This is a genomic window from Tundrisphaera lichenicola (assembly GCF_051175385.1).
Classification (GTDB): Bacteria; Planctomycetota; Planctomycetia; order Isosphaerales; family Isosphaeraceae; genus Tundrisphaera; species Tundrisphaera lichenicola.
In genome coordinates, this window is the sequence record NZ_CP195106.1 from 2,649,360 (window position 1) to 2,671,840 (window position 22,481).

19 protein-coding genes are annotated in these 22,481 nt (G+C 64.8%); 10 read left to right on the plus strand and 9 right to left on the minus strand.

From position 1 onward, the window contains the following. Positions 1 to 40: 40 nt before the first annotated feature. Both P12x_RS10515 and P12x_RS10520 read right to left on the minus strand, forming a co-directional pair. The gene (locus P12x_RS10515; protein ID WP_435010817.1) at positions 41 to 1,210 is read right to left on the minus strand and encodes a glycosyltransferase family 4 protein; all 1,170 of its coding nucleotides are present in this window, start codon (positions 1,208 to 1,210) and stop codon (positions 41 to 43) included. Beyond that, the gene (locus P12x_RS10520; protein ID WP_435010818.1) at positions 1,192 to 1,428 is read right to left on the minus strand and encodes a zinc-ribbon domain-containing protein; all 237 of its coding nucleotides are present in this window, start codon (positions 1,426 to 1,428) and stop codon (positions 1,192 to 1,194) included. The genes P12x_RS10515 and P12x_RS10520 overlap by 19 nt, the downstream gene beginning before the upstream one ends. A 294-nt stretch (positions 1,429 to 1,722) precedes the next feature. On the opposite strand from P12x_RS10520, the gene P12x_RS10525 reads away from it, so the two are divergent. Then, entirely contained in the window at positions 1,723 to 2,460 is a 738-nt protein-coding gene (locus P12x_RS10525; protein ID WP_435010819.1) for a PEP-CTERM sorting domain-containing protein, read from the plus strand. A gap of 46 nt (positions 2,461 to 2,506) precedes the next feature. On the opposite strand, the gene P12x_RS10530 is transcribed toward P12x_RS10525, so the two are convergent. Both P12x_RS10530 and P12x_RS10535 read right to left on the minus strand, forming a co-directional pair. Further along, the gene (locus P12x_RS10530; protein WP_435010820.1) at positions 2,507 to 3,502 is read right to left on the minus strand and encodes a hypothetical protein; all 996 of its coding nucleotides are present in this window, start codon (positions 3,500 to 3,502) and stop codon (positions 2,507 to 2,509) included. 116 nt (positions 3,503 to 3,618) lie between these two features. Then, positions 3,619 to 3,852: a hypothetical protein gene (locus P12x_RS10535; RefSeq protein ID WP_435010821.1), complete on the minus strand. Its 234-nt coding sequence runs from the start codon at positions 3,850 to 3,852 to the stop codon at positions 3,619 to 3,621. 280 nt (positions 3,853 to 4,132) lie between these two features. Between P12x_RS10535 and rpsL the strand changes: the two genes are divergently transcribed. The 6 genes from rpsL (at position 4,133) to fusA (ending at position 11,137) form a co-directional block, all read left to right on the plus strand. After that, the gene (gene rpsL / locus P12x_RS10540) at positions 4,133 to 4,531 is read left to right on the plus strand and encodes a 30S ribosomal protein S12 (protein ID WP_435010822.1); all 399 of its coding nucleotides are present in this window, start codon (positions 4,133 to 4,135) and stop codon (positions 4,529 to 4,531) included. Between the two features lie 70 nt (positions 4,532 to 4,601). Beyond that, positions 4,602 to 5,075: a 30S ribosomal protein S7 gene (gene rpsG / locus P12x_RS10545; protein WP_435010823.1), complete on the plus strand. Its 474-nt coding sequence runs from the start codon at positions 4,602 to 4,604 to the stop codon at positions 5,073 to 5,075. 264 nt (positions 5,076 to 5,339) lie between these two features. Further along, a complete protein-coding gene (locus P12x_RS10550; RefSeq protein ID WP_435010824.1) occupies positions 5,340 to 6,593 on the plus strand; it encodes a glycosyltransferase in 1,254 nt (417 codons plus the stop codon). A gap of 4 nt (positions 6,594 to 6,597) precedes the next feature. After that, positions 6,598 to 7,842 (plus strand): glycosyltransferase, encoded by a 1,245-nt coding sequence (locus P12x_RS10555; protein ID WP_435010825.1) that lies wholly within the window; start codon positions 6,598 to 6,600, stop codon positions 7,840 to 7,842. A 2-nt stretch (positions 7,843 to 7,844) separates the two neighbouring features. Continuing rightward, positions 7,845 to 8,912, plus strand: coding sequence for an acyltransferase family protein (locus P12x_RS10560; protein ID WP_435010826.1), 1,068 nt, complete (start codon positions 7,845 to 7,847; stop codon positions 8,910 to 8,912). 125 nt (positions 8,913 to 9,037) lie between these two features. Then, a complete protein-coding gene (fusA, locus tag P12x_RS10565) occupies positions 9,038 to 11,137 on the plus strand; it encodes an elongation factor G (RefSeq protein WP_435010827.1) in 2,100 nt (699 codons plus the stop codon). Positions 11,138 to 11,152: 15 nt separating this feature from the next. On the opposite strand, the gene P12x_RS10570 is transcribed toward fusA, so the two are convergent. Then, on the minus strand, positions 11,153 to 11,902 hold the full coding sequence (locus P12x_RS10570; RefSeq protein ID WP_435010828.1) for a dienelactone hydrolase family protein: 750 nt from the start codon (positions 11,900 to 11,902) through the stop codon (positions 11,153 to 11,155). 178 nt (positions 11,903 to 12,080) lie between these two features. Between P12x_RS10570 and P12x_RS10575 the strand changes: the two genes are divergently transcribed. Next, the gene (locus P12x_RS10575; protein ID WP_435010829.1) at positions 12,081 to 12,917 is read left to right on the plus strand and encodes a hypothetical protein; all 837 of its coding nucleotides are present in this window, start codon (positions 12,081 to 12,083) and stop codon (positions 12,915 to 12,917) included. Between the two features lie 45 nt (positions 12,918 to 12,962). Here P12x_RS10575 and galK read toward each other — a convergent pair whose 3' ends face one another. Together galK and metK are read right to left on the minus strand one after the other, a co-directional pair. Further along, on the minus strand, positions 12,963 to 14,177 hold the full coding sequence (gene galK / locus P12x_RS10580; RefSeq protein ID WP_435010830.1) for a galactokinase: 1,215 nt from the start codon (positions 14,175 to 14,177) through the stop codon (positions 12,963 to 12,965). 159 nt (positions 14,178 to 14,336) lie between these two features. Beyond that, a complete protein-coding gene (metK, locus tag P12x_RS10585) occupies positions 14,337 to 15,521 on the minus strand; it encodes a methionine adenosyltransferase (RefSeq protein WP_435010831.1) in 1,185 nt (394 codons plus the stop codon). 298 nt (positions 15,522 to 15,819) lie between these two features. Here metK and P12x_RS10590 point away from each other — a divergent pair, with 298 nt between their 5' ends. Next, the gene (locus tag P12x_RS10590; RefSeq protein WP_435010832.1) at positions 15,820 to 17,283 is read left to right on the plus strand and encodes an aminopeptidase P N-terminal domain-containing protein; all 1,464 of its coding nucleotides are present in this window, start codon (positions 15,820 to 15,822) and stop codon (positions 17,281 to 17,283) included. Between the two features lie 13 nt (positions 17,284 to 17,296). On the opposite strand, the gene P12x_RS10595 is transcribed toward P12x_RS10590, so the two are convergent. Both P12x_RS10595 and P12x_RS10600 read right to left on the minus strand, forming a co-directional pair. Next, positions 17,297 to 20,686, minus strand: coding sequence for a WD40 repeat domain-containing serine/threonine protein kinase (locus P12x_RS10595; RefSeq protein ID WP_435010833.1), 3,390 nt, complete (start codon positions 20,684 to 20,686; stop codon positions 17,297 to 17,299). After that, positions 20,683 to 21,324: an RNA polymerase sigma factor gene (locus P12x_RS10600; RefSeq protein WP_435010834.1), complete on the minus strand. Its 642-nt coding sequence runs from the start codon at positions 21,322 to 21,324 to the stop codon at positions 20,683 to 20,685. The genes P12x_RS10595 and P12x_RS10600 overlap by 4 nt, the downstream gene beginning before the upstream one ends. Before the next feature lie 397 nt (positions 21,325 to 21,721). Here P12x_RS10600 and P12x_RS10605 point away from each other — a divergent pair, with 397 nt between their 5' ends. Further along, positions 21,722 to 22,450 (plus strand): PEP-CTERM sorting domain-containing protein, encoded by a 729-nt coding sequence (locus tag P12x_RS10605; RefSeq protein ID WP_435010835.1) that lies wholly within the window; start codon positions 21,722 to 21,724, stop codon positions 22,448 to 22,450. Positions 22,451 to 22,481 lie beyond the last annotated feature (31 nt).

A 22,481-nucleotide genomic window follows, 5' to 3' on the forward strand; every position in this document is an offset into this window, starting at 1 on the left:
CCTCGGGGGGACGACCCGTTGATCCGACGACGCCGGGTCTTCAGCCGTCCCGATGGCCCTGGAAGGCGGCGATCAGTCGATCATTGGCGGCTCGCCATCGGTAGTTCTCGACGATCGATCGGCCGATCTCGACCTTCCGGGCTCGCTCCTCGCCCCGGTCTAGGAGCCCGCGGAGGGCTCCGGCGATGGCTTCTTCGTTCAGCGGGTCGAAGTACCAGCCGGCCTCGCCGCCGATCTCGGGCAGTGCGGTCGAGTCGGCCAGCGCGACCGGAACCCCCTGGGCCATCGCCTCGACGGCGGGGATCCCGAAGCTCTCGCAGGTCGAGGGGAAGACCAGGGCCGAGGCCTCGGCGTAGGCGGCCAGCAGGGGGCGGCCCTGTCGATAGCCGGGCATCCGGATCACCGCCTTCGGCCCGATCTCGGCGACCGCCTCGCGGATCGGCCGGGCCTCCGACTCCGCCCCGGCCCCGAGCAGGACCAGGCCCAACTCACCCTGGACAACCTCGCGGATCCGACCCGCCGCCCGGACCAGCCGGACCAGGTTCTTCCGGGCCTGGAAGCTGGCGACCGAGAGCAAATAAGGCAACCCCGGCGGGAGCTTCAGGTCGACCCGGATGCTCGACCGTTCGCGAGGGGTGGACTCGCCGAAGAAGATCTCCTCGGCCGCGTTCGGGACGAGGGCCACCTTCCCCCGACAGTCGGGAAACATCGCCAGGAGCTTTTCCGTGTTGAACTTCGAGACCGAGAGGACCAGGTCGGCCCCGCCGAAGGCTCGATCGAGGACCGCCTGACGCCTCGGGCCGCCGAACCGGACATCCTGGAGGACGTCATGGCTGGTGACGGCCCGCCGGGCCTTCCGGGTCGGCACGAACAGCTCGGCCGGGCAATAGGCCCAGTCGACGGCCCCCGACCACCACTCCAGCGGGGGACGACCGGCCACTCGCCAGAAACGGAGGGCGTTCCGGGTCGAGAGGGGTAGTTCGCGACGATTCAAGCCGTCGAGCCGCTCCCAGGCGGCCAGGCCGTCGGGCTCGGAGATCCGCCCGCTGATCACCGTCAAGTCGACGTCGGGGCGCTCGGCCAGTCGGTCCAGCTGCCCGAGCGCATGCCGGGTCACACCGGTCGGGCTGAGGCAGGCATTCATGTCGTAGACCCAGGCGACCCGCAAGCTCGACGCCCCTTTGCTGGACTTCAGGGATTCAAGATCCACCAGAACACCATCGCCAGGCAGGCCAGGACCCCGGCGACCACCCACCAGGGTTTTCGATAGGGGGCGTCTTCCCGCGACAGGTATCGGCCGCAATGAGGACAACGCTCAGCGTCTTCATAGACCGGTTCCCGGCAATGAGGGCAGGGAACGGTCTCGTCATCGTCATCCCACCCGTGCTCGGGCTCGTCGTAGTCGTCTTCTTCGTCGAGATGAATCATGGCCGCCTCCCGAGCCGGTCGAGTCGCAAGCGTAGGTCAGTCCCACGAAGAATGTCAACCGGGGAACCGAATCCGGTGCGGATAAAGGCTACCAGGGTCCTTTGTTTCGCGATTAAGGCCGGTTCCAGGAATTTCGTTGCGAGCGCCTTGCCACCGGCAGATCATCAGTCGGCCCGGATTCGTTGATCGAGGATTTGATCAACCCGTCCACTCGTCGATGCCCGCTCGGAGGCTGATCTGCCCTTCGGGAGCCCGGGCTTTCCCCCCCATCGCAGATCACGAGGCAAATCCGTCATGTTTCGATCCAGCCGAATGACTCTCGGGCTCCTCCTCGGCCTCCTCATCGTCGCGCCTGCCGCGAAGGCGGCCCCCATCATCGCCGGCACCACGGACCTGACCGGGACGGCGATCATGGACCTGAGGCTGCTGGCCAACACGATCTTCAACCCGTCGTCGGACGACATCATCCTCAAGGGGGTCTCGGGATACGGCACGATCACGATCAACCGTGATGAGCAGTCCGGGAACACGATCACGATCAACACGCTCTCTGGCGGCCTCTTCCACGGCTCGAACAAGGATCTGGGGAAATACGTCTTCGGCAACATCCCGCCCCTGACCGGGGCCGATTTCAGCGGGGTGATCGAGGACGTGATCCAGGACACCAACGACCCCGGCTTCGCGACCGGTCAGGCCTCCAGCTTCCAGTCGGGGAACTTCAAGTTCGGGGGGGCCAGCTTCGGCTTCCAGTTCCTGGGAGGTCCCAGCCTCTACACCGACTCGGCCACGCCGTTCGAATTCTCCGCCAGCCTGGACGGACTGCCCCCCTTGGCCGGCACGATCCTGAAGAACTCGGGGCCCGACGTTTTGGACGTCCTGTTCAACGGGGTCGTGGTCGCCCAGTCCTCGAACCGCTTCATCCGACTCGGTGTCGTCCCCGAACCTTCGAGCCTCTTCCTGCTGGGGACCGGCCTGGCGGGCCTCGGCTGGTACGGGGCCCGTCGGGGCAAGGGTCGGACCCGGACCGCTTGATTTCAACTTTTCGAATCTCTAGGGTGTGACCAGGGATTCTTGGGTTTCACGCCGCCCGCTTCCAGAATAGGTCCCACTGATCGGTCTGACGGCAGCAGATCAGGGCGGCCATGGCTCGGGCGTTCTTGTGCCGCCAGCGGGCCCCGCGAGCTTTCAGCCTCAGACCCAGGGTCTTCGCCGCACCCTCCACCACCCCGCTTCCGATCGCATCGCCGGACGCCAGGCGGCCCGCGTAGTCGAGCCGCGTCAGGTGGCCCAGGAAGTAGTTCAGCAGTCGCTCCAGGGCCCCCCGCCTCTTCGGTGTGTCCTCGCGTTCCAGTTCCTCGCCGATCAGCCGGCAAACTCCCGTCCAACCTTCCCTCAGCAGTAACTCACGGCCGTGCTCGTGGAACGTGGTCGCCTCGGCTGTCCCTTCGCCAAAGAGCCGCTTGCCGGCGAGGGCGATGTGCTGGCTGGCGTGGTAGATATCCAGGGTCTGGCGGCACCCGGTCAGGGCCCGGCCGGCCGCCTTCCAGATCCATGACGCCCCGTCCCCCAGCACGTGCAGCCGGGCCATCGCCGGCAGGCCCAGCCGCTTCAGCCGCGCGTGCCAGGACCGGCGGAATCGCCGGGATGCCGAGATGTCGGCCCACATCACTCGGGCGGTAGCCTTGGGCAAGACGCGCGACTCCCACTGCTGGGGGGTCGCCGGTTTGGCCGTCGGTCGCTTCTGGGCTACGGCGATCTTCAGGTCGCGCCAGCCCTTCTCACGGGTGTTGACCTTGCCGGCGTCGACGGTGAACTCCCAGCCACCTTCGGCCTTTCCGAAGCCCTCGGCCGAGGCGGTCTCGGTGCCCTGCCAACGCGCGATCCGGCCGGCCTGACGTTCGCAATAGACCCGCAGGGTCTCGGCCGCTGGCGAGACGCCGAGCAGCTCGAGCAGGTTCTCGCGGGTCCGCTCGAAGGACAGGTCGGCGGCACTACGGCAGGCCTTGCGTTGCAATCGAGGGCTGAGGCCGCCGTCGAGCCCGAGGACGGTATCGGCGTGATAGCCTCCCGGCACGCAAGGGCATCGCGAGCCCCACCAGTGCCGCCTCAAGGTGATCGTCCCCAGGCAGGTGAAGGCCCCACGAGTGGCGGTGCCGCGATTCTCGCGAACCTGTCCACACGAGCAGATTCTCAGGGGAGCCCTTTTTTCTCAGCGTGCTCAAGCCGAGCCCGGACCGCGCGTTCGAGGAGCCGACGCTGGTGCTCGCGACCCTGTTCGATGACGGCCTCTTCGCAGACGTCGAGGACCGAACCATCGGGGGTCGTGGTGGCAAGTTCCTTCATCTCGCCGACGAAGCTGGCGTAGCCGCGAATCAGATCCTCGTCCTCGGCCTCGATTTCCAGGGTGATCACCTTCCGTGTCATGGCGGAACTCCGGGTGTCGGGTTCAAGAAGTCCACCCAATTTGCCAGGACGGACGATTCACCACCAGAGAACTTGGTTACACCCAATCTCTAGGGATCGATGAGTCGGCCTTGACGGGCCGGGAGGACGCGTTACACTACTTGTTTCGCGTCTTCCGGCCTTCTCGATCTTGGAGATCGCGTCGATGGCCGTAGATGGTCCGGGGATGGGCAGCTGCCCGTCGTGATCCGCGCCGGATCTCTTCCCGGAAAGACCAGGGCGCAGGGACCGATTCTCGCTCATGCCCACGATTAATCAGCTCGTCCGCAAGCCACGCCGCCCGGTCCTGTACAAGACCAAGTCGCCGGTCCTCGAGCAGTGCCCGTTCAAGCGCGGCGTCTGCCTCCAGGTCAAGACGATGACCCCGAAGAAGCCGAACTCGGCGCTTCGTAAGGTCGCCAGGGTCCGGCTCTCCAACGGCAAGGAAGTGACCGCCTACATCGGCGGCGAAGGCCACAACCTCCAGGAGCACTCGATCGTCCTGGTCCGTGGCGGCCGGGTCCGCGACCTCCCGGGTGTCCGCTACCACATCGTCCGGGGCGTCCTCGACAGCCTCGGCGTGTCCGACCGGAAGCAGGCCCGCTCCAAGTACGGTGCCCCGGCCAAGAGCGCCGCGCCGGTCAAGGGCAAGAAGAAGTAAACGAGTACAACCGTCGAAATCGACCCGGATTGATCGCGAACTCCGCCTCCCGAAACCAGGACGCAAGCGCATGGCCCGCAAGTTCACCGCCAGCAAGGAGCAGCTCAGGCCCGACCCCCGGTTCGGCTCGAAGCTGGCCAGCAAGTTCATCAACTGCCTGATGTACGACGGCAAGAAGTCCACCGCCCAGCGTGTCTTCTACGACGCCCTGGAGCTGATCGAACGACGACTGCCCAACGAGAACCCGATCGACGTCTTCACCCGAGCGGTCGAGAACGTCAAGCCGATCATCGAGGTCCGCTCGAAGCGCGTCGGCGGTGCCACCTATCAGGTGCCGATGCAGGTCAACAAGGTCCGCCAGCAGACCCTCTCGGTCCGCTGGATCTTGATGTCCGCCCGCGAGAAGAAAGGCCGCCCGATGGCCGTCAAGCTCGCCGACGAGCTGATCGCCGCCTTCAACCGGGAAGGGGCCGCCATCAGCCGCCGCGAGAACATCCACCGAATGGCCGACGCCAACAAGGCGTTCGCCCACTTCGCCTGGTAAGCTCGGACTTCTCCGGATTCACGACGACCTCGCACCGGTTTATGATCGGTGTGAGGTCGTTTACGAAGAACTCATTTCGTCCTGATTCGACCCCTTCTCTTCGTCCCTTCCCACTCCAACCATCGCGACAACTCCCCCGAATCCGATCGGTCGTGTGATGGAAGCTCGCGCCGAACGCGATACTATCCCGGATGGGGAGTTCGCCGTCGGGGTGGGTCCTCCTTCGAACTTCGATCGGGGTTGGGTTCGTTTTGGCGAGAGTCGATGCCTCAAGATCCTCTCCATCTCCTCTGCATCGAGCCGCGATTCCCGGGTCGGCTGGGAGGGGTGGCGGACTGGTTGGTCCGCCACCGGGGATATCGGTGCCACTTCTACTGCCATTCGGCCGCTCCGAGAGAATTCTGGCCCAGGTCGATCGGCAAGGGGCTGGAGGTCGTCGCCTTCAACGTAGGGGGAGTGGCTCGCGAGAGTTCGGTCGCCTGGCAGCGGTCGCTGGAGCGGTCGCTCTGCTACTCGTTCGGAGCCTGGGAGGTCCTGGAAGGGCGTCGTCCTCGGCCGGTTGACGCGGTCCTCGGGCGATCGGACGGGTTGGGTTCGTCCTTGTTCGCCCCCGTCCATGTGCCGAGGACTCCGATCGTCCAGTTCTTCGACTACTACTTCCACGCCCGCGAGCACGACCTCGCCGACGAGGCGGGCCCGGAGACTCCCCCGGCCTACTATCACTGGCGACGCGCGGCGAATGCGATCGACCTCCTCGACCTGGAGAACGGGGTCACGCCCTGGACCCCGACCACCTGGCAGCGCAACCTTTATCCTCAAGAGTACCGCGACGACTTCCTGGTCCTTCACGACGGGATCGACGCCCGGACCTTCGCCCCTCCGAATTCTCGGGTTCGTTTGGTCAACGGCCGGACCATCCCCGAGGGGATGAAGGTCATCACCTTCATCGCCCGGAGCCTCGACAGGCTCCGCGGTTTCGATCGTTTCCTGAGACTGGCCAACGCGTTATGCCGCGAGCGTTCGGACGTGGTCGCGATCGCCTTGGGTTCGTTTGGCGTGGACAGGACGCTCGACGTGGCCTATCACGGTCGAGATTACCGGGCTCAACTCATCCAGGCCAACCCGCCACCCGACCCCGACCGGCTCTGGCTCCTGGGAACCGTCCCCCCTCCCGTGGTGGCCGAGGTCCTGGCTTGCAGCGATCTCCACGTCTACCCGAGCCGGACCTATCCCTTTTCCCGATCAACCTTTCAGGCGATGGCGACAGGCCGGGCCATTCTGGCGAGCGACAATTTACCCAACCGAGAAGTCATCCAACCGAACGTCAACGGATTGCTCATTACTCCCGATGATCCCGATTCTTGGGTTCGTTTGGCAAATCAGGTCCTCGACGATCCGGGGGCTCATGCCCCGCTGGGTCGAGCGGCCCGGGAGGTGGTCCTCGAAAGGTTTGATCGAGAAACGACGCTTCCGCGCCTGGCGGAGCGACTCAACCAACTGGCGGGACCTGGAGGCTGACCCCGTGCGCGTGCTTTTCCTCCATGACGCGTTCCCCGCCCAGTTCGGCCATGTCGCGCTCGAGCTGACCCGTCGGTACGGCTGGGAGTGCCGGTTTCTGGTCGAGTCGGTCTCGAATTGCCCGGCCCCCTCCGCCGAGATGCTCCGCGAGCTGGACGTCCGGAGCTACCCGCTCTCGGACGAGTATCGGAGGCGACCGCCGACCCCCTGGCCGCAGATTTACGGGAAGTACCTGGAGCTTTGCGAGGCCGCCTTCGAGGGGGTCCGGAACCTCCCCGGTCCGAAACCCGACCTGGTCGTCGCCCACGGCGGCCGGGGGGCTCCGACTCCCCTGCTCCGCGACATCCTGGATTGCCCGATCGTCAATTATTGCGAGTATTATTTCGCCCCGAGCCATCGGGATATCTCATACCGAATCGACCTCCCGCCGGCCGAGCCGGCCCCGCACTTCCCCCGATGCATCAACGCCCCGGTCCTGGTGGCGCTGGCGGACTGCGACTCGGGGTACTCGGCGACCGCCTGGCAGCGCTCGACGTTCCCCCCGCGGTTCCATCACAAGATCGAGGTCCACTTCGACGGGATCGACGATCAGCTCTACCGAGCCGGCCCCGCGCCTCGGGAGATCCTCGGTCGGTCGATCCCGGCCGGGACCCGGGTCGTGACCTTTGTCTCGCGGGGCCTGGAATCGGTCCGTGGTTTCGATCTGTTCCTGGAAGTCGCCCGACGGATCCTCGCCGAGCGGTCAAATGTATTGTTCCTCGTCGTCGGGAACGAGGACACTTATTACGGCTGGGACAAACTGCACACCGGCCGCGACAGCTTCAAGCAGTGGGCGTTCGAGCAAGGCGATTACGACCCCTCTCGATTCGCGTTCCTCGGTCAGCTCCGGCCCGAGGCGCTGGCCGACCTCCTGCGGATCAGCGACCTGCATTTATACCTGACGACCCCGTTCGTGCTCTCGTGGTCGCTCCTGAACGCGATGTCGACCGGCCTGGTCGTCCTGGCTTCGGACGTACCGCCGGTTCGCGAGGTGATCGAGCCGGGGGTCAACGGCCTGGTCGAGCCCCTCTTCGATCGGGATCGGCTGGCCGAGGCGGCCTTGAAGGTGCTGGACGACCCATCGGAGTATGCCCCCCTGGGACGGGCGGCCCGCTCGACGATCGAGTCCCGCTATTCCGTCGATCAATCCATCCCCCCGTTGAAGGATTATTTCGAGCGGGTCGCCTCGACCGGCAAGGGGAGGAGCTAACGATGCGGCGAGTCCCCGAACTCGATGCCCTCCGGGGACTGGCGGCGGTGGTCGTCCTGCTGTTCCACCTCGACCCGCCCCGCTACTTCCCGGGCTGGAGCGGCGTCGACCTGTTCTTCGTACTCTCGGGATATTTGATCACATCAATCATCCTCAAGAATGCCGGCACGAGTGGTTTTTATCCCAGATTCTATGCTCGGAGATCGATCCGAATCTGGCCGATCTATTATCTGACGCTACTGGTGCTGATCGTCGCCAATTTCTTCTCGTCCGAAGATGTCCCGATGAACGACCTGCCGTATGCCCTGACCTTCACCCAGAACATATCGCTTTACTGGGGGAAGTATCCCCCCGCGAACCACCCGGCGACCAATCATCTCTGGACCCTGGCGGTCGAGGAGCAATTTTATCTGATCTGGCCCGCTTTGGTGCTGTGGGCCGGGCGGAGGAGGCTCGTCCCGCTCTGCCTGCTGGCGATCTCGATCGCCCTGGCCAGCCGCGACGGCTACAACTGGTTCCTCCCGAAATATCATGATCGGCTCCTGATCGCCCGTTGCGACGGCTTCGCGCTGGGGGGAATCCTGGCCTGGCTCCTGGACGAAGGCGGCTGGGCCAGGCTCCGGCCGGACCTGGGGAATCGGGCGTTCGGGGCGACGGTCGGGCTGGTCGTGCTCTATTTCGCCTGGGGGATGTGGGCCGAAGGGCCGATCGGTTTCGTCGGCCTGCCCACGCCCTCGCACCCCGCCGAGACGATCTTCGCCTTCGGGCTCCTGTATGCCGGGGTCGTCGGCCTGGTCGCCCTGAACGCCGGGAACCGGTGGCTGTTGCCCCTGAGGCTCCGATGGCTGGCCTACCTCGGACAGATTAGCTATGGAATATACCTGTATCATTACGTCGTCTACTGGTTCATCGACGGGTGCCGGACGGGGATCGCGATCGAGGAGGGGCAGCGCTGGCCAACCCAGGCGTTGAAGCTCGGGGTCACCCTGATCGTGGCGATCGCCTCCTGGCACCTGATCGAGCGGCCGATCCTGGGCCTCAAGGATCGGTTCCGCTATCGAGACCCCTGAGCCGACCGGCCCGGTCGCGACTCGCGCTGTGCGGCCCCGGCCGGTGTCGGTACACTGGGAGCCTTGAAATCGACCGGACCGGTTCGACGCCCCGAATCCTCGCCCCCCTGCTGGACGGCCAAGCCATGGACAACCCGCCACTAGATCAGATCCGCAACATCGGCATCATCGCCCACATCGACGCCGGCAAGACCACCACCACCGAGCGGATCTTGTATTACACGGGCGAGGTCCACCGGATGGGGGACGTCGACAAGGGGACCACCACCACCGACTACCTGGAGGAGGAGCGCCAGCGAGGGATCACGATCGTCGCCGCCGCGATCACCTGCAAGTGGAAGGACGTGACGATCAACATCATCGACACCCCGGGGCACGTGGATTTCACGGCCGAGGTGGAGCGGTCGCTCCGCGTCCTCGACGGGGCGATCGTCATCTTCTCGGCGGTCGAGGGGGTCGAGGCCCAGAGCGAGACGGTCTGGCGGCAGGCGGCCAAGTACTCGGTCCCCCGGATCTGCTTCATCAACAAGATGGACCGGATCGGCGCCGAGTATGACCGGGTCTTCAACGAGATCGCCGACCGGCTGGAAAGCCACCCGATCCCCGTCCAGATCCCCATCGGGGCCGGGCCGGAAGGGACGATGGGCGAGTTCAAGGGGCTGATCGACCTGGTCTCGATGAAGGCCCTCTACTACCAGACCGAGGACTACGGATCGACCGTCACCGAGACCGAGGTCCCCGAGGAACTCCGGCCCGACCTCGACCTCTGGCGAGAACGGATGCTCAACTCACTGGCCGACTTCGACGAACCATTCGCCGAGGCGTTCATGGCCCACCTCGAAGGGGCCGAGCTGCTCGAAGCCGACATCGTGGCGGGCCTCCGACGGGCCACCCTGACCGGCCGGGCCCAGCCGGTCTTCTGCGGGTCGTCGTTCAAGTTCGTGGGGGTCCAGCGGCTCCTCGACGGCGTGGCCGCCTACCTGCCGAGCCCCCAGGACCGGCCGCCGGTCGTGGGGATCCACCCCAAGAAGGGGACCGAGATCGTCCGGAAGCCCAGCCCCGCCGAGCCCTTCTGCGGCCTGGTCTTCAAGATCACCAACGACGCCCACGGCGACCTCTCGTTCGTCCGGGTCTACTCGGGATCGCTCAAGTCGGGCAGCCGCCCCTACAACCCCGGCCGGGATAAGAAGGAGATCTGTTCACGCCTCTATCACATCCGGGCCGACGAACGGGTCAAGATCGAGGAAGGCCTGGCCGGCGACATCGTCGGCGTGGTCGGCCTGAAGGACTCGGTCACCGGCGACACCCTCTGCGACGCCGCCCACCCGATCCTCCTGGAGAAGATCGAGTTCCCCGAGACCGTCATCAGCATGTCGATCGAGCCGGTCAGCTCGGCCGACAAGGGGAAGCTGGCCGACACCCTGGCCGCCCTGGCCCGCGAGGACCCGACCTTCTCCTACAAGGTCAACGAGGAGACCGGCCAGACCCTGATCTCGGGGATGGGGGAGCTTCACATGGAGATCCTCAAGAACCGGATGATCCGCGACTACAAGCTCAAGGTCCACGTCGGCCGGCCTCGGGTGAGCTACCGCGAGACGATCAAGAAGAACGTCAAGGGGATCGTCGGCTCCTGCATCCGCCAGACCGGCGGTTCGGGCCTGTTCGCCAAGATCAAGATCGACCTCGAACACGAGGTCCAGCCCAAAGGCGGGCCGACCCTGGTCTTCATCAACAAGCTCAAGGGGGGCGTGATCCCCGGCGAGTTCCTCGCCCCGATCGAGGCCGGTCTCCGCGAGGAGGCCAAGTCGGGAGGCCGGACCGGCTTCCCGCTGGTCGACCTCAAGGTCACCATCACCGACGGCGACACCCACGACACCGACTCCAACGAGATCGCCTTCCGCTTCGCCGCCTCCGACGCCTTGAGGAAAGCCGTCGCCGAGGCCGGTTCGGTCCTCCTGGAACCGATCATGAAGCTCGAAGTCGTCACCCCCGAGGACTACCTCGGCGACGTGATGGCCGATCTCCTCTCACGCCGGGCCCAGATCGACAAGTTGTTCGAGCGAGGCAAGCTCAAGGTGATCGAGGCCCGAGCCCCGCTGGAGAAGATGTTCGGCTACTCGACCGCCGTTCGGAGCCTCAGTCAGGGCCGGGCCAGTTACTCGATGGAACCCCTGGAATATGCCGCGGCCCCGGATGAGATGCTGGAGAGCCTGGCGGGAGGGTGAGCCGGATTCCTCCACTCAATCCTGACGGGCCCTGAAGACCTCGCGGAACAACGCGATCATCGACCCGAACGCCTGATCGGTCGCTTCGGGGTCGTGCCTGGCCCCTTCGTCTCGCATGAAGGTGTGTTCGGCCGGGTAGAGGTTGATCGAATAATCGACGCCGGCCGATCGCAGACCCGCGTCGATGACCGCCCTGCCCTCCTCGGGGATGTGGGGGTCGAGGGTCCCGAATACCATCAGGAGCTTGCCCTCAATCTCCTTCGCCCGGCCGAGCGATCCGGTGTCGGCGTCTGATCCGAGCTTGCCGTTGTGGATGCCGGTCCCGTAGAAGCAGGTGGTGGCCTTCACGTCGGGCTGGAACCCGGCCCGGAAGGCCAGGTGCCCCCCGAAGCAGAACCCGGCGGCGGCCAGTTGGCCCGGGGCGACCTTGGGGTGTCCGCTCAGATAGTTGAGGGCGGCCCGGATGTCGCGGTCGAACTCGATCACGGGGATTTTGGTCGAGTCGTCGAGGGCTCGGGCGCGGTCGGCCTCGAAATCCAGGACGGTCCCTGGGGGCTCGATCCGGTGGTAGATCTCGGGTGCGGCCACCACAAATCCGAAGCCGGCCAGCCGACGGGTGATCCGGAGCATCGGCCCGGTGAGCTGGAAGATGTCGGAGTAGAAGACCACGCCCGGATACCGGCCCTCGGCCTTGGGGCTGGCCACGTAGGTCCGCATAGGCGAGCCGTCCACGGGGATCTCGACCGACTCGCTCGTGATGATCATCGAAGGACTCCCGGGACTGGAACCGACCGCCTGATCGGCCCGGGATTGTATCCAAGCCGCGTCCGGGACGCGACGGACTCGATTGGCCGACCGAGGGGTTTGCCCGGGCGGTCGGGACGGGCTACGATGATCCGCATGGCGGTCCCCAAGCGACCGCGGCCGGGCCCGAGGGATACCAATGGCAAAGTCCGAAGCCCAGTATCGGCTGGTGATCTTCGACGAACTGGAAGACCCTCACAAGGTCCGCGACCTCTTCGCCGAGGTCACCGGAGCCCACCCGACCGACGCCATGCAATGGGTCGCGCGGGTCCCGGGAATCTGGCCGAAGATGCTCGCCGAGGAGCAGACCCGGCGACTACTCGCCGGGCTTTACGAATTGGAGATCGCCGCCGAGGCCTGGCGATCCGACGCCTACCCCGACATCAGCCGCCCCCGGACGATCCACGAAGCCTCCTGCCTGGAGGGCGGCTTCCGTGTCACCGGGCTCCGGGGGGAGCCGACCCACTGGGTCCCCTGGGACAAGATCGAATTGGTCGCCACCGGACGGATCGCGACCGACGACGAGTTCCGCGAGGTCACCCCGCCCGGCTGGGTCAACGCCCTCTCCACCGGCTTTCGGGCGGCAATCGGGCGGGCACCCCGGACCGCCCGGAAGTCCCGGGCCATGCGAATCACGCGCGATCCGGTGGGCGAGGTCCTGATCGTCCGCCGAGATCCTCGGCTTGCCTTCCGGGTCGTCGAATCGCAGATGAAGTACAGCTACCTCGGGGATCGTCTCCGCCCCTCGGCCGCCGAGAACTTCCCCCTGTTCGTGGGCGATCTCCGAAGACTGGCCACCGACGCCTTCATCACGCCGACCACCGAGGCCCTGCTCGATGGCGGAGATCCCGACGACTTCGAGTTCGCCAGCTCCCAGTCCCTGGTCGATTACGCGACGCTCCGACTGCTCTGGAGCTGGTATCGACGCGATCGAGACGCCCAGGACGGGACCGGCGAATCGCGGACGATCTCGTGACGGACAAGACACCTTTCATGGGATAGAAGATCGGGCAATCGGGGTTCAAGCTCGGGGGATCGGCCATGTGGAGGCCCCGTCGGCGGCCCGGCAGATGTGGACGTCGGCCTTCAGGCCGGCCCGCCGGGAATAGGACTCGCGGATCGAATCGGCGAAGGCGAGGGCGTATTCGGGCCGAACCAGATTGACCGTGCAACCGGCCCAGCCCGCGCCGGAGAGCTTGCCCCCAAGGAACCCGGGCGACTCCTCGGCCGATTCGATCAAGGCATCCAGGGCCGGCGAGCTGTTCCCGAAGTCGTCCCGACTCGAAGCGTGAGAGGCCGACATCAAGGCCCCGAAGCCCTCGACATCGCCGCTACGGAGGGCCTCGGCCCCTCGGATCACCCGGTCATTCTCGGTCAGGACGTGCCGGGCCCGGAGCCGGGCGACCGGGTCGAGTTCGTCCCAGGCATCCCGGAGTTCTTCGAGCCCGATATCACGCAACCATCGGACCCCGCCTCGACCCGGCTTCTCCCGGAAATGGGCGACCACCCGCTCGCATTCGGATCGTCGGCGATTGTACATCCCGTCGGCCAGCCGCCTCGAGGTCCTGGAGTCGCAGACGATGATCGAAGGCGAGGGGTCGCCCAGCGGGAGGAGTTCGTGAGTGATCCGGTCGCAGTCGAGGACGAACGCGTGATTCGCCCGGCCGAAGAGGGCCGAGAACTGGTCGAGCAGCCCCGAGGCCACACCGACGAACTCGTTCTCCGACTTCCGGAGGGTCACCGCCAGGGCCAGCCGGTCGGGATCGGAAAGCCCTCCCGGTTCGAGGCCATCGGACAACCCGGCCCCGATCAGGAACATCGCGAAGGCCGCCTGGAGACTCGCCGAGCTGGACAGTCCCGCACCGATCGGGACGTCGCCCGCCAGCGCCGCTTCGAACCCCGAGCCGAGGCGTCCCAGGTCCTGCCCAATCGCCCAGGTGACGCCCCGGACATACCGGCCCCAGGACTCCGGACCTTCCCGATCGGGATCGTCGATCGCGAATTGATCGAGGTCGCCGAGATTTGCCGAGAAGACCCGAGCCTCACGACCGGGGACCGCCCGGCCGACGACGACGGTTGATCGGTCGATCGCGGCGGCCAGCACGAGGCCGCCATTGTAATCGGTGTGATTGCCCAGCAATTCGACCCGGCCCGGTGCCCGGCCCAGGGTCGAGGGAGCGGCTCCAAACGCCTCGGCGAAGGCGGCATGGGCGATTTCTTCAGGATTCTCGGGCATGGTCGGCCACCGGTGGAAGGGCGAAATCCAGTCAGGGCGACCCGGCGTGAGAGTCTTCCCGAAGCCCCGATAGTCAAGCTCTCGGTAGGCCGGTCCGCAAGGGAGGACCGACCTACCGAGAACGAGATGGTTCGGGACGGGATCGAAAACCCGATTCGATCAGGCGACGACGACGGCCGACCCCGCGGCCTTGCGGAGGGCGTCGGCGTGCTCGGTCTTCTCCCAGGTGAAGTCGGGCTCGGACCGGCCGAAATGGCCGCCGCTGGCGGTCTTCCGGTAGATCGGCCGGCGGAGGTCGAGGTGCTTGATGATCCCGGCCGGGGTGAGCGGGAACGTCTTGCGGACCAGCTCGGCGATCTGATGATCGGGGATCTGGCCGGTCCCTTCGGTGTCGACGTGGATGCTGACCGGCTCGGAGACGCCGATGGCATAGGCCAGCTGGATCTCGCAACGGTCGGCCAGGCCGGCGGCGACGATGTTCTTGGCGACGTGGCGGGCCATGTAGGCCGCCGAGCGGTCGACCTTCGTGGGATCCTTGCCGCTGAAGGCCCCGCCGCCATGACGACCTCGACCGCCGTAGGTATCCACGATGATCTTCCGGCCGGTCAGGCCGGCGTCGCCGTGCGGGCCTCCGACGATGAACTGGCCGGTCGGGTTGATGTGATAGGTGATCTTGTCGTGCGAGATATCGGCCGGCAGGACCGGCTCGATCACCTGCTTGATGATCGCCTCGCGAATCTGCGCCTGCGTGACATCCGGGCTGTGCTGGGTCGAGACGACCACGGTGTCGACCCGAACCGGCGTGCCGCCTTCGTACTCGATGGTCACCTGGCTCTTGCTGTCGGGGCGGAGCCACGGGAGGGTGCCATCCTGCCTCAACTCGGTCAGGCGGTTGATGATCCGATGCGAGAGCGCGATCGGCAGCGGCATCAGCTCCGGAGTCTCGTTCGAAGCGTAGCCGAACATCAGCCCCTGGTCGCCGGCGCCGATCTCCTTGCCCTTGGCCGAATCCTCGTTGACGCCCATCGCGATGTCGGGCGACTGCTTGCCGAGGGCGACCATAACGCCGCAGGTCGTCCCGTCGAAGCCCATGTCACTGGAGGTATAGCCAATCTCGCGGACGATCTGCCGGACGATGGCCGGATAATCCACCTGTGCCGTGGTCGTGATCTCGCCGGCCAGGCAGACCAGTCCCGTGGTCAGGAGAGTTTCGCAAGCCACCCGGGCCGTCGGGTCCTGGGCGAGGATGGCGTCGAGGATGCCGTCGGAGATCTGGTCGGCCATCTTGTCGGGATGGCCCATCGAGACCGACTCGCTGGTGAACAGGTAACGATCGTGAGCCACGGAAGGGCATCCTCCTGCGAGGTGGGTCGGATCGGAGATCGCCCGGGCTTCGAAAAGCCGGCAATCGAGCCGTCCAGGGGGCGCGACGACGTGCGTCCGCCCTCGGTCCATTAAGGGTCCGAGTTTAGCAAGGAAATGCGAACGCTGTAAAGCGAAGGATATGACCCGAGGTCTCCGCGAGGCGAAAGAACCTCGATCCTCGAAGCCGGCCCTCGGTATTGGCACTTGGCGGCCCGCTCCGCGATGATGGTCCGGAATGCTCCGACCGCTCCCTCGAACCGACACCCAAGGAATCGCGATGGCCCTTCCTCACTCCTGGCTCACGGTAATCCTATTCCTCGGGCTCCTCGGGCCGGCTGGACTTCCCGAGGCCGAATCCCAGGATCCGCAACCGGCCTCGCCCCCGGTCGAGGTCGCCTTCGAAGGCCCCTCGAAGTCCGAATACCGGGAGCGCCGGGCCGCGCTCATGCAGAAGATCAAGGAAGAGGAGGCACCCTCGATCGCGATGAGGGCGGCCCTGGAGGAGGCGGGCAAACGAACCGGACCGGCCCCCGGCTCGGCCGGGGTCGTGGTGGTCCTGATCGGCGCCGGGGAGCCGGGCGAGGACGAGAAGTTCCGCCAGTCCAATGACTTTGCCTACCTGACGGGCGTCGAATCGCCGCATGCCGCGATGATCTTATGGCCCGAGACCGGGGACGAGACGCTGTATCTTCCCCCTCGAAACCCCTCGGCCGAGCGTTGGGAAGGGCCGAGACCCGGGCCAGGCCCCGAGGGCGTCTCCGCCACCGGGTTCTCGCGGGTCGAATCGACGGCCAGTTTCCTCTCCGACCTCTTCCGGGCCATCGGCGACTCCCGGACGGGCGGGCGGTCGCAATCCGCCACCGTCTATCTCCTGGAACCCGACGCGAAACTCCCGGAGACCCCAACTGCCCGGTTCGCCGAGTTCCTCCGAGAAGGTGCCCCGTCGAGCCGGATGATCGACGTCGGGCCGAAGATCCACGCGATGCGGAAGGTCAAGTCGGAGGCCGAGGCCGCCCTGCTCCGACGGGCGATCGCCATCACCGCCGACGCCCACCGCGAGGTGATCCGCCTGATCCGGCCGGGCATCCCCGAGTATCAACTCGAAGGCGCGATCCTGGGGGCGTTCGTCGCCGGGGGCGGCCCGCGGGCCGGCTTCCCGTCGATCGTCGGCTCGGGCCCGAACTCGACCACCCTCCACTACTACAAGAACGACCGGACGCTCCAGGACGGCGACCTCGTGGTGGTCGACATCGGGGGCGAGTACCGGGGCTACACCGCCGACATCACGCGGACCTATCCCGCCAACGGCCGGTTCACGCCTCGCCAGCTCGAGGTCTATCGGCTTGTCCTCGAAGCCCAGACCGCCGCCGCCGACGACTTCCAGCCGGGCGTCAGCACGATTGCCAGCCTGACCCAGGCCGCCACCAGGGTCTTGAAAGACAGCCCGCTCCGGGCCAGAGATGAGGAAGGGACGGAGCAAACGATGGACCACTTCTTCATCCACGGCCTGGGCCACCAGCTCGGCCTGGAGGTCCACGACGTGGGCGACACCCGGGAACCGCTCGGCCCCGGCGAGGTCTTCACCATCGAGCCCGGGATCTACCTCCCCTCCGAAGGGTTCGGGGTCCGGATCGAGGACGATTACCGGGTCACCAAGGACGGATTGGAGAAGCTCTCCAGGGACATCCCGGTTGAACCCGCCGATCTGGAAAGGTTGATCGAACGGAAGGGTTCGCCCTGATTGACCTGCAAAATCAAGGCAAGTCACGGCCATCCCAGGCGTTGGCATAACCGTAGTATCCATGCAAGGCATGGGAAATGAGCATATTCCCATCGGGCGTGAAGGCGATGGCCGGGCCATTCCCCCCATGCTGGTGCTCGAATCGAGCCAGGGGATATCCGGTCTCGACCTGCCAGAAGATCAGGGTTCCCCCGGCATCACCCGAGACGAGCGTCCGCCCATCGGGGGAATAGGCCAGCGTCTCGACCCACTCGCCATGACCGGATAACATGTGGATCTGTTCGGCAGTCTCGGAATCGCGGATGACTACGGTCTTATCATGCCCGGCGGTGGCGAAGGTCGAGCCATCCGGTGCGATCGTCACCGCCGAGCATTCACCGGTATGACCCTTCACCTGGACGCGGAGCTTGCGCGTGGCGAGGTCGAAGACGGCGATTTCGCCGTGAAATGCTATCGCGACAGCGAAGCGCCCATCGGAAGAGACGGCCATGTCAATCCAGTTCAAGCCATGGCCATCGACGAGTGTCTCGATCAACCGCCCATCAGGGACCGACCAGAGCTGGATGCCGTCTGTATGGCTCGCCGTAACCAAGATTTCGCGATCGGGAGTGAACCCAATGGCTGCGCATGAGGCGGTACCGGGCTCCCAACGCCTGACCTCTCGTTGACTATCCCAGAGATGGGCCTCTTCGTTGACCGCACCAGCGGCGAGGATGTTTCCCTTGGTCGAGTAAGCGAGGCAAAACGCTCGAAAAGGACCTCCCGAGGGTGCCGTCACCACATCCATCCAGGGTCGGTTTGCGAGACCGATCTGCGCGGCCTCGTCTGGGACCAGGATCATCCGATTCCCCTCCGGACGAATCTCCAGATTACCGCGAATCTGCGGGATAGGTTCGATCGCGCGAGCCAACGGTCCGGCCACCGTCCTACGAATCAAGGCCTCCCGATCGAGGATCTGAATGGTACCGTCTTCCGAGCCCACGGCGAGCTTTCGACCATCGCTCGTGAAGCTAAATCGATAAATGTTCCCGCGCGAGCTGTGAAAGACGAGATCGATGTGTGGGCTCCCCGATTCCTCAGCTTTGACCGGCCCGAGTGATCGGAGTCGAACTTCACCGTCCCGGGTCCCGACCGCCAGAAATCGCCCATCCGGGGTAAACGCCAGGCATCCCGGCAGGTCGCGAAATCCAGACCAGGGCGGTAGGGAGGACGATCCGTCCTGGCCGTGAATCATGCGAATCGTACGATCAGGGCCACCCGTGGCAATGACGTAATCGTGGCTAATCGCCAGGCTATCGATGTGAGCATAGAGATGGCCCATCTCGATCGACTTGGCGGGCAATTTTTGCCAGGGAGCGTCGATAAACTCGGGGATCTCCCAGAGTTTGACGAGGGGGGATTCGACCGGTACCCCCTCGATCATTTTCTCAGTCTGAGCAACTGCGAGTGCCGCCAAGATGTGCTTGCCATCCGGAGAAACCGCGAGCCCGGTTATCGATATGTCCGGAGCGAGGTGAGCCACGCGTTGCCCGGTGCGAGTGTCCCAGGCCACCACTCCCGACTTCGGCCCCGCCGCGACCAGGAGGTTTCCATCCTCCGAGGCCGCGACGTGATAGAGCCTACCCTTCCCACCCCTCAAGACTTGTTCCGGAGTCAGATGTTCCAGGTCCCATATCCGAACCGTCTCATCATCTCCGACCGAGACGGCCCGCTTTCCGTCCTTGCCCAGGAAAATCACGTTGTTCACGTCACCATCGTGACCCGAGAACTCTTTGAGAAGCCGATAGTCCCGCGTATCCCAGAGCTTCACCAGACCATCGAGCCCGCACGTGATCATCTTCGTATCATCGGGGGAAAATGCGACTCCCACCGCGGCTTTCGTGTGGGCCTTGATGGTCCGATCGGCGACATCGGGAGCAACCAGGCGACGGAGGAATCGCCATTCGAACCCCCGCGGGTCGTAGTCTCCCGGCTGTTTGGGAATCAAGCCATCCAGGATCGTCCGGGACTGTGTGAGGTCGCCCTCCTCCCAGGCCCGATAGCTCCGGTTGAGTTCCGAAGCGTAATTGCGATTTTCGAGGCGGCGGTTCATCGCCGCGTATCGGCGATTCGATAGAAATAGACCGATGACAATCGCGAGCAAACCGATCACGGCCAAGGCCGAGGTTGCGGAGACGGTGGGATGTTTTCGGATCCAGCGCCATCCCTGGGAGATCGGCCCCGGACGCCGGGCGGTGACCCGACCTCCCGAGAGGAACTGCCTGAGGTCGTTGGCGAGCGCTCCGGCGGTTCGGTAGCGTGAGCCCGGGGCCTTGGAGAGGCACTTCATCGCGATCGATTCGAGGTCAGGCGGCGTCTCGGGGCGGAGCCTTCGGACCGGTATCGGATCGTCGTCGAGGATCATCCGGAGCGTCGCGGCGTCGCTCGCCCCTTTTAGGGGATGCTGATTGCCGATCATCCGATAAAGCAAGGCCCCGAGCGCATAGACGTCGGTCGATGGGAGGCACTTCTTGCCCAGGACCTGCTCGCGGGCCATCGAGGTCAGGGTCCCCCCGATGTTCCGGCCACCTTGGGTGATCGCCACGCTGGTGGCCTTGATGGTGGCCTCGATCTGGCGGGCGAGCCCGAAATCGGTGAGGCGGGGTCGACCTCCGAACCCATCCAGATTCCCGTCATCCGCGTTCGTGTCGATCAGGACATTGGCGGCCTTGACATCGAGGTGCAGGATCCCTTGACAATGAGCATGCTCGACCGCATCGGCCAGCGAAGCCACGATGCTGGCCGCCAGCCGGATCGGAACCGGGCTATTCTGAGCGAGCCAGGTTTCGAGCGAACCACCGGCACAATAATTCGAAACGATGTATGCTCGGCCGTTGAACTCGCCCGCTTCCAGCGTGGTGACGATCCCCGGATGATCGAGCTTCGCCGCGGCTTTTGCCTCGTCCAGTAACCGGTTCCGGGAGACTTCATTCTCGAACGCCCCGGGGAGCGCCAACTTCAAGGCGACCGTCCGACCCAACTGGGTGTCGAAGGCCCGATAGACCACGCCGAACCCGCCGTAGCCGATCTGCTTCAGGAGCACGTACTTCCCGATCCGCTCGGTTACTTCCGAGTTGGGATGCGGGAGCGAGGCCCGGTGCGTTTCGACGACGAAGGACGGAAGTCCAGGCCCGCCCCGATCGACTCCGGAAATCGCCTCGCGTAGGAGGCCGGAGATCGATTCGCGATCGTGGCCTCCTCCGGTCGACGAGGCAACCTCCTCGACGATGGCGAGGCACTCGGGGCAACGATCGAGATGGGTGCCCAATCGAACGATCGTCTGGGGGTCGAGACCCCCTTGAGTCCAGGCCGACCAGTCGGCCCGATCGGGGCAGGAATCGACTCGATCGTCGATGTGGCTCATCCCGTCACCTGCACTCCATTCCAGAGTTCCAGGACCCGCGCGCGGAATCGGGATCGAAGGGTCCAGATCGAACCGACGGAAACCCCATGATCGGCGGCGACGTCGGCGGGGAGTCGCCCGTCGCGCAGGGTCGCCATCAGCCGTTCGCGGGAAGCGGGTGCGAATTCGGCCAGAGCTCGCTCGACCACTCGTTCCATCAATTCTCGCTCGGCCGAGATGGGGGCGACTGCGAAGGAATCGTCGGGACTACCCGAGACCCGGCCGGCCACCCAGCCGAGATCGCCGGAAAGGGCGCGATGCCGCCCCGCGTCACGGAGAAACTTGATCGACTCGTTATACGCGATCGTCCAGACCCAACCACGAAAGGTCGCCCCCTCCACATCGCCATGAAAGGTCGACGCCCTGGTCGCGACCTTGACCAAAACGGCTTGCACAACATCATCGGCATCGTGAGCCCCGAGGCGGCAAAGGCTGGCACAGAAACGGATAAACGGTCCATAGATCTCAACAAAGTGCGACCATCGGGCCTGATCGCCCGCGATCAATGCACCCACCAGGCTCGGAGCCGTCTCGCCGGGATCAACCCGCTCCGACGATCTCACCACCTTGGTAACCCCCCGACCTTTCAGCAATTTCATCGAACCCCTCTCCATCGAGAATGAGTCGATCCCCGGGCCGAATCATCGGCCGCAGCTAGCTTGCTCGCATGCGCGGAAGTGTCAAGGCGCTCACGATATCACACCCAACACCAGAGTGGGCGAGAATTCAATGAGCTGTTCCACTTTTCAACCTTGTCCCGGAAATATGGAAATTCGAGACAGGTGGCTTGGTTATCGATGGTGAGGAGTTAGGTCCGCTGGGTCCATCTCGGAATCTTCGAGCATGACGGAAAGTCTATCTTTAGCTCGATCGAAGTCTGGTGTTCAAGACGTTCGATTCGAAAACGAGCGAATCACTCCCTTATGCAAGAAAGACAGCGGCCTCCGATCCAAGAAACAAGCGTTGACATCTCAAACTAAAGCAGGAACAGCCACCATGCGCAAACTGACCATGGCATTTATTTACTTGATCGCCCTGGGGCTTAATCTCCCCACGGTCGCCGACGCAGATTTCGACGCGGCTGCGGATTTCTCGCTGATGTCGAATCCGAACGGCATTTGGAGCTATGGATACTCGACGACTTTGGGCGGAACGTTCAACCTGTATACAGAACATGGAAACTTCCCAAACCCGAATCAGAGCCTGACGGGTTTGGATTACTGGGGGAAAAATATCGGGCTTCACGATCCGTCTGTGATCTACAACGGAACCGGGAATGCTCTCCAGATAAACGGGACCACGACCTTTCAGCCGGGTCAGCTCGGATTTCATCCCGGTCCGAATGGGGAGGACTCGATCGTCCGATTCACCTCGCCGACAGCGGCGACATATTCCTTGGCGTCGGTATTCGATGGAATCGACAGGGTAGGAACAACGACTGACGTGCACGTTTTCCTGAACGGAATGTCCCTTTTCGATGGGCTGATCAACGGGTTTGGTTCGCGCGCCAGCTACTCCGGGAACATCGCGATGGCATCCGGAGACCACCTGGACTTCGTGCTCGGCTACGGTACAAATCTAAACTTTATCTCAGACAGCACAGGCCTGGCCGTCCACCTCAGTACCGTCCCCGAGCCCGCCAGCCTATTGCTGCTCGGATGCGGGATTCTCGGCTCGCTCGGTTACACCAGAAGGCGAGCGCCTGCGATCTCTGGCTGCGACTAACTTGGCGCGGCGATAATGAGTAACTGTAGGG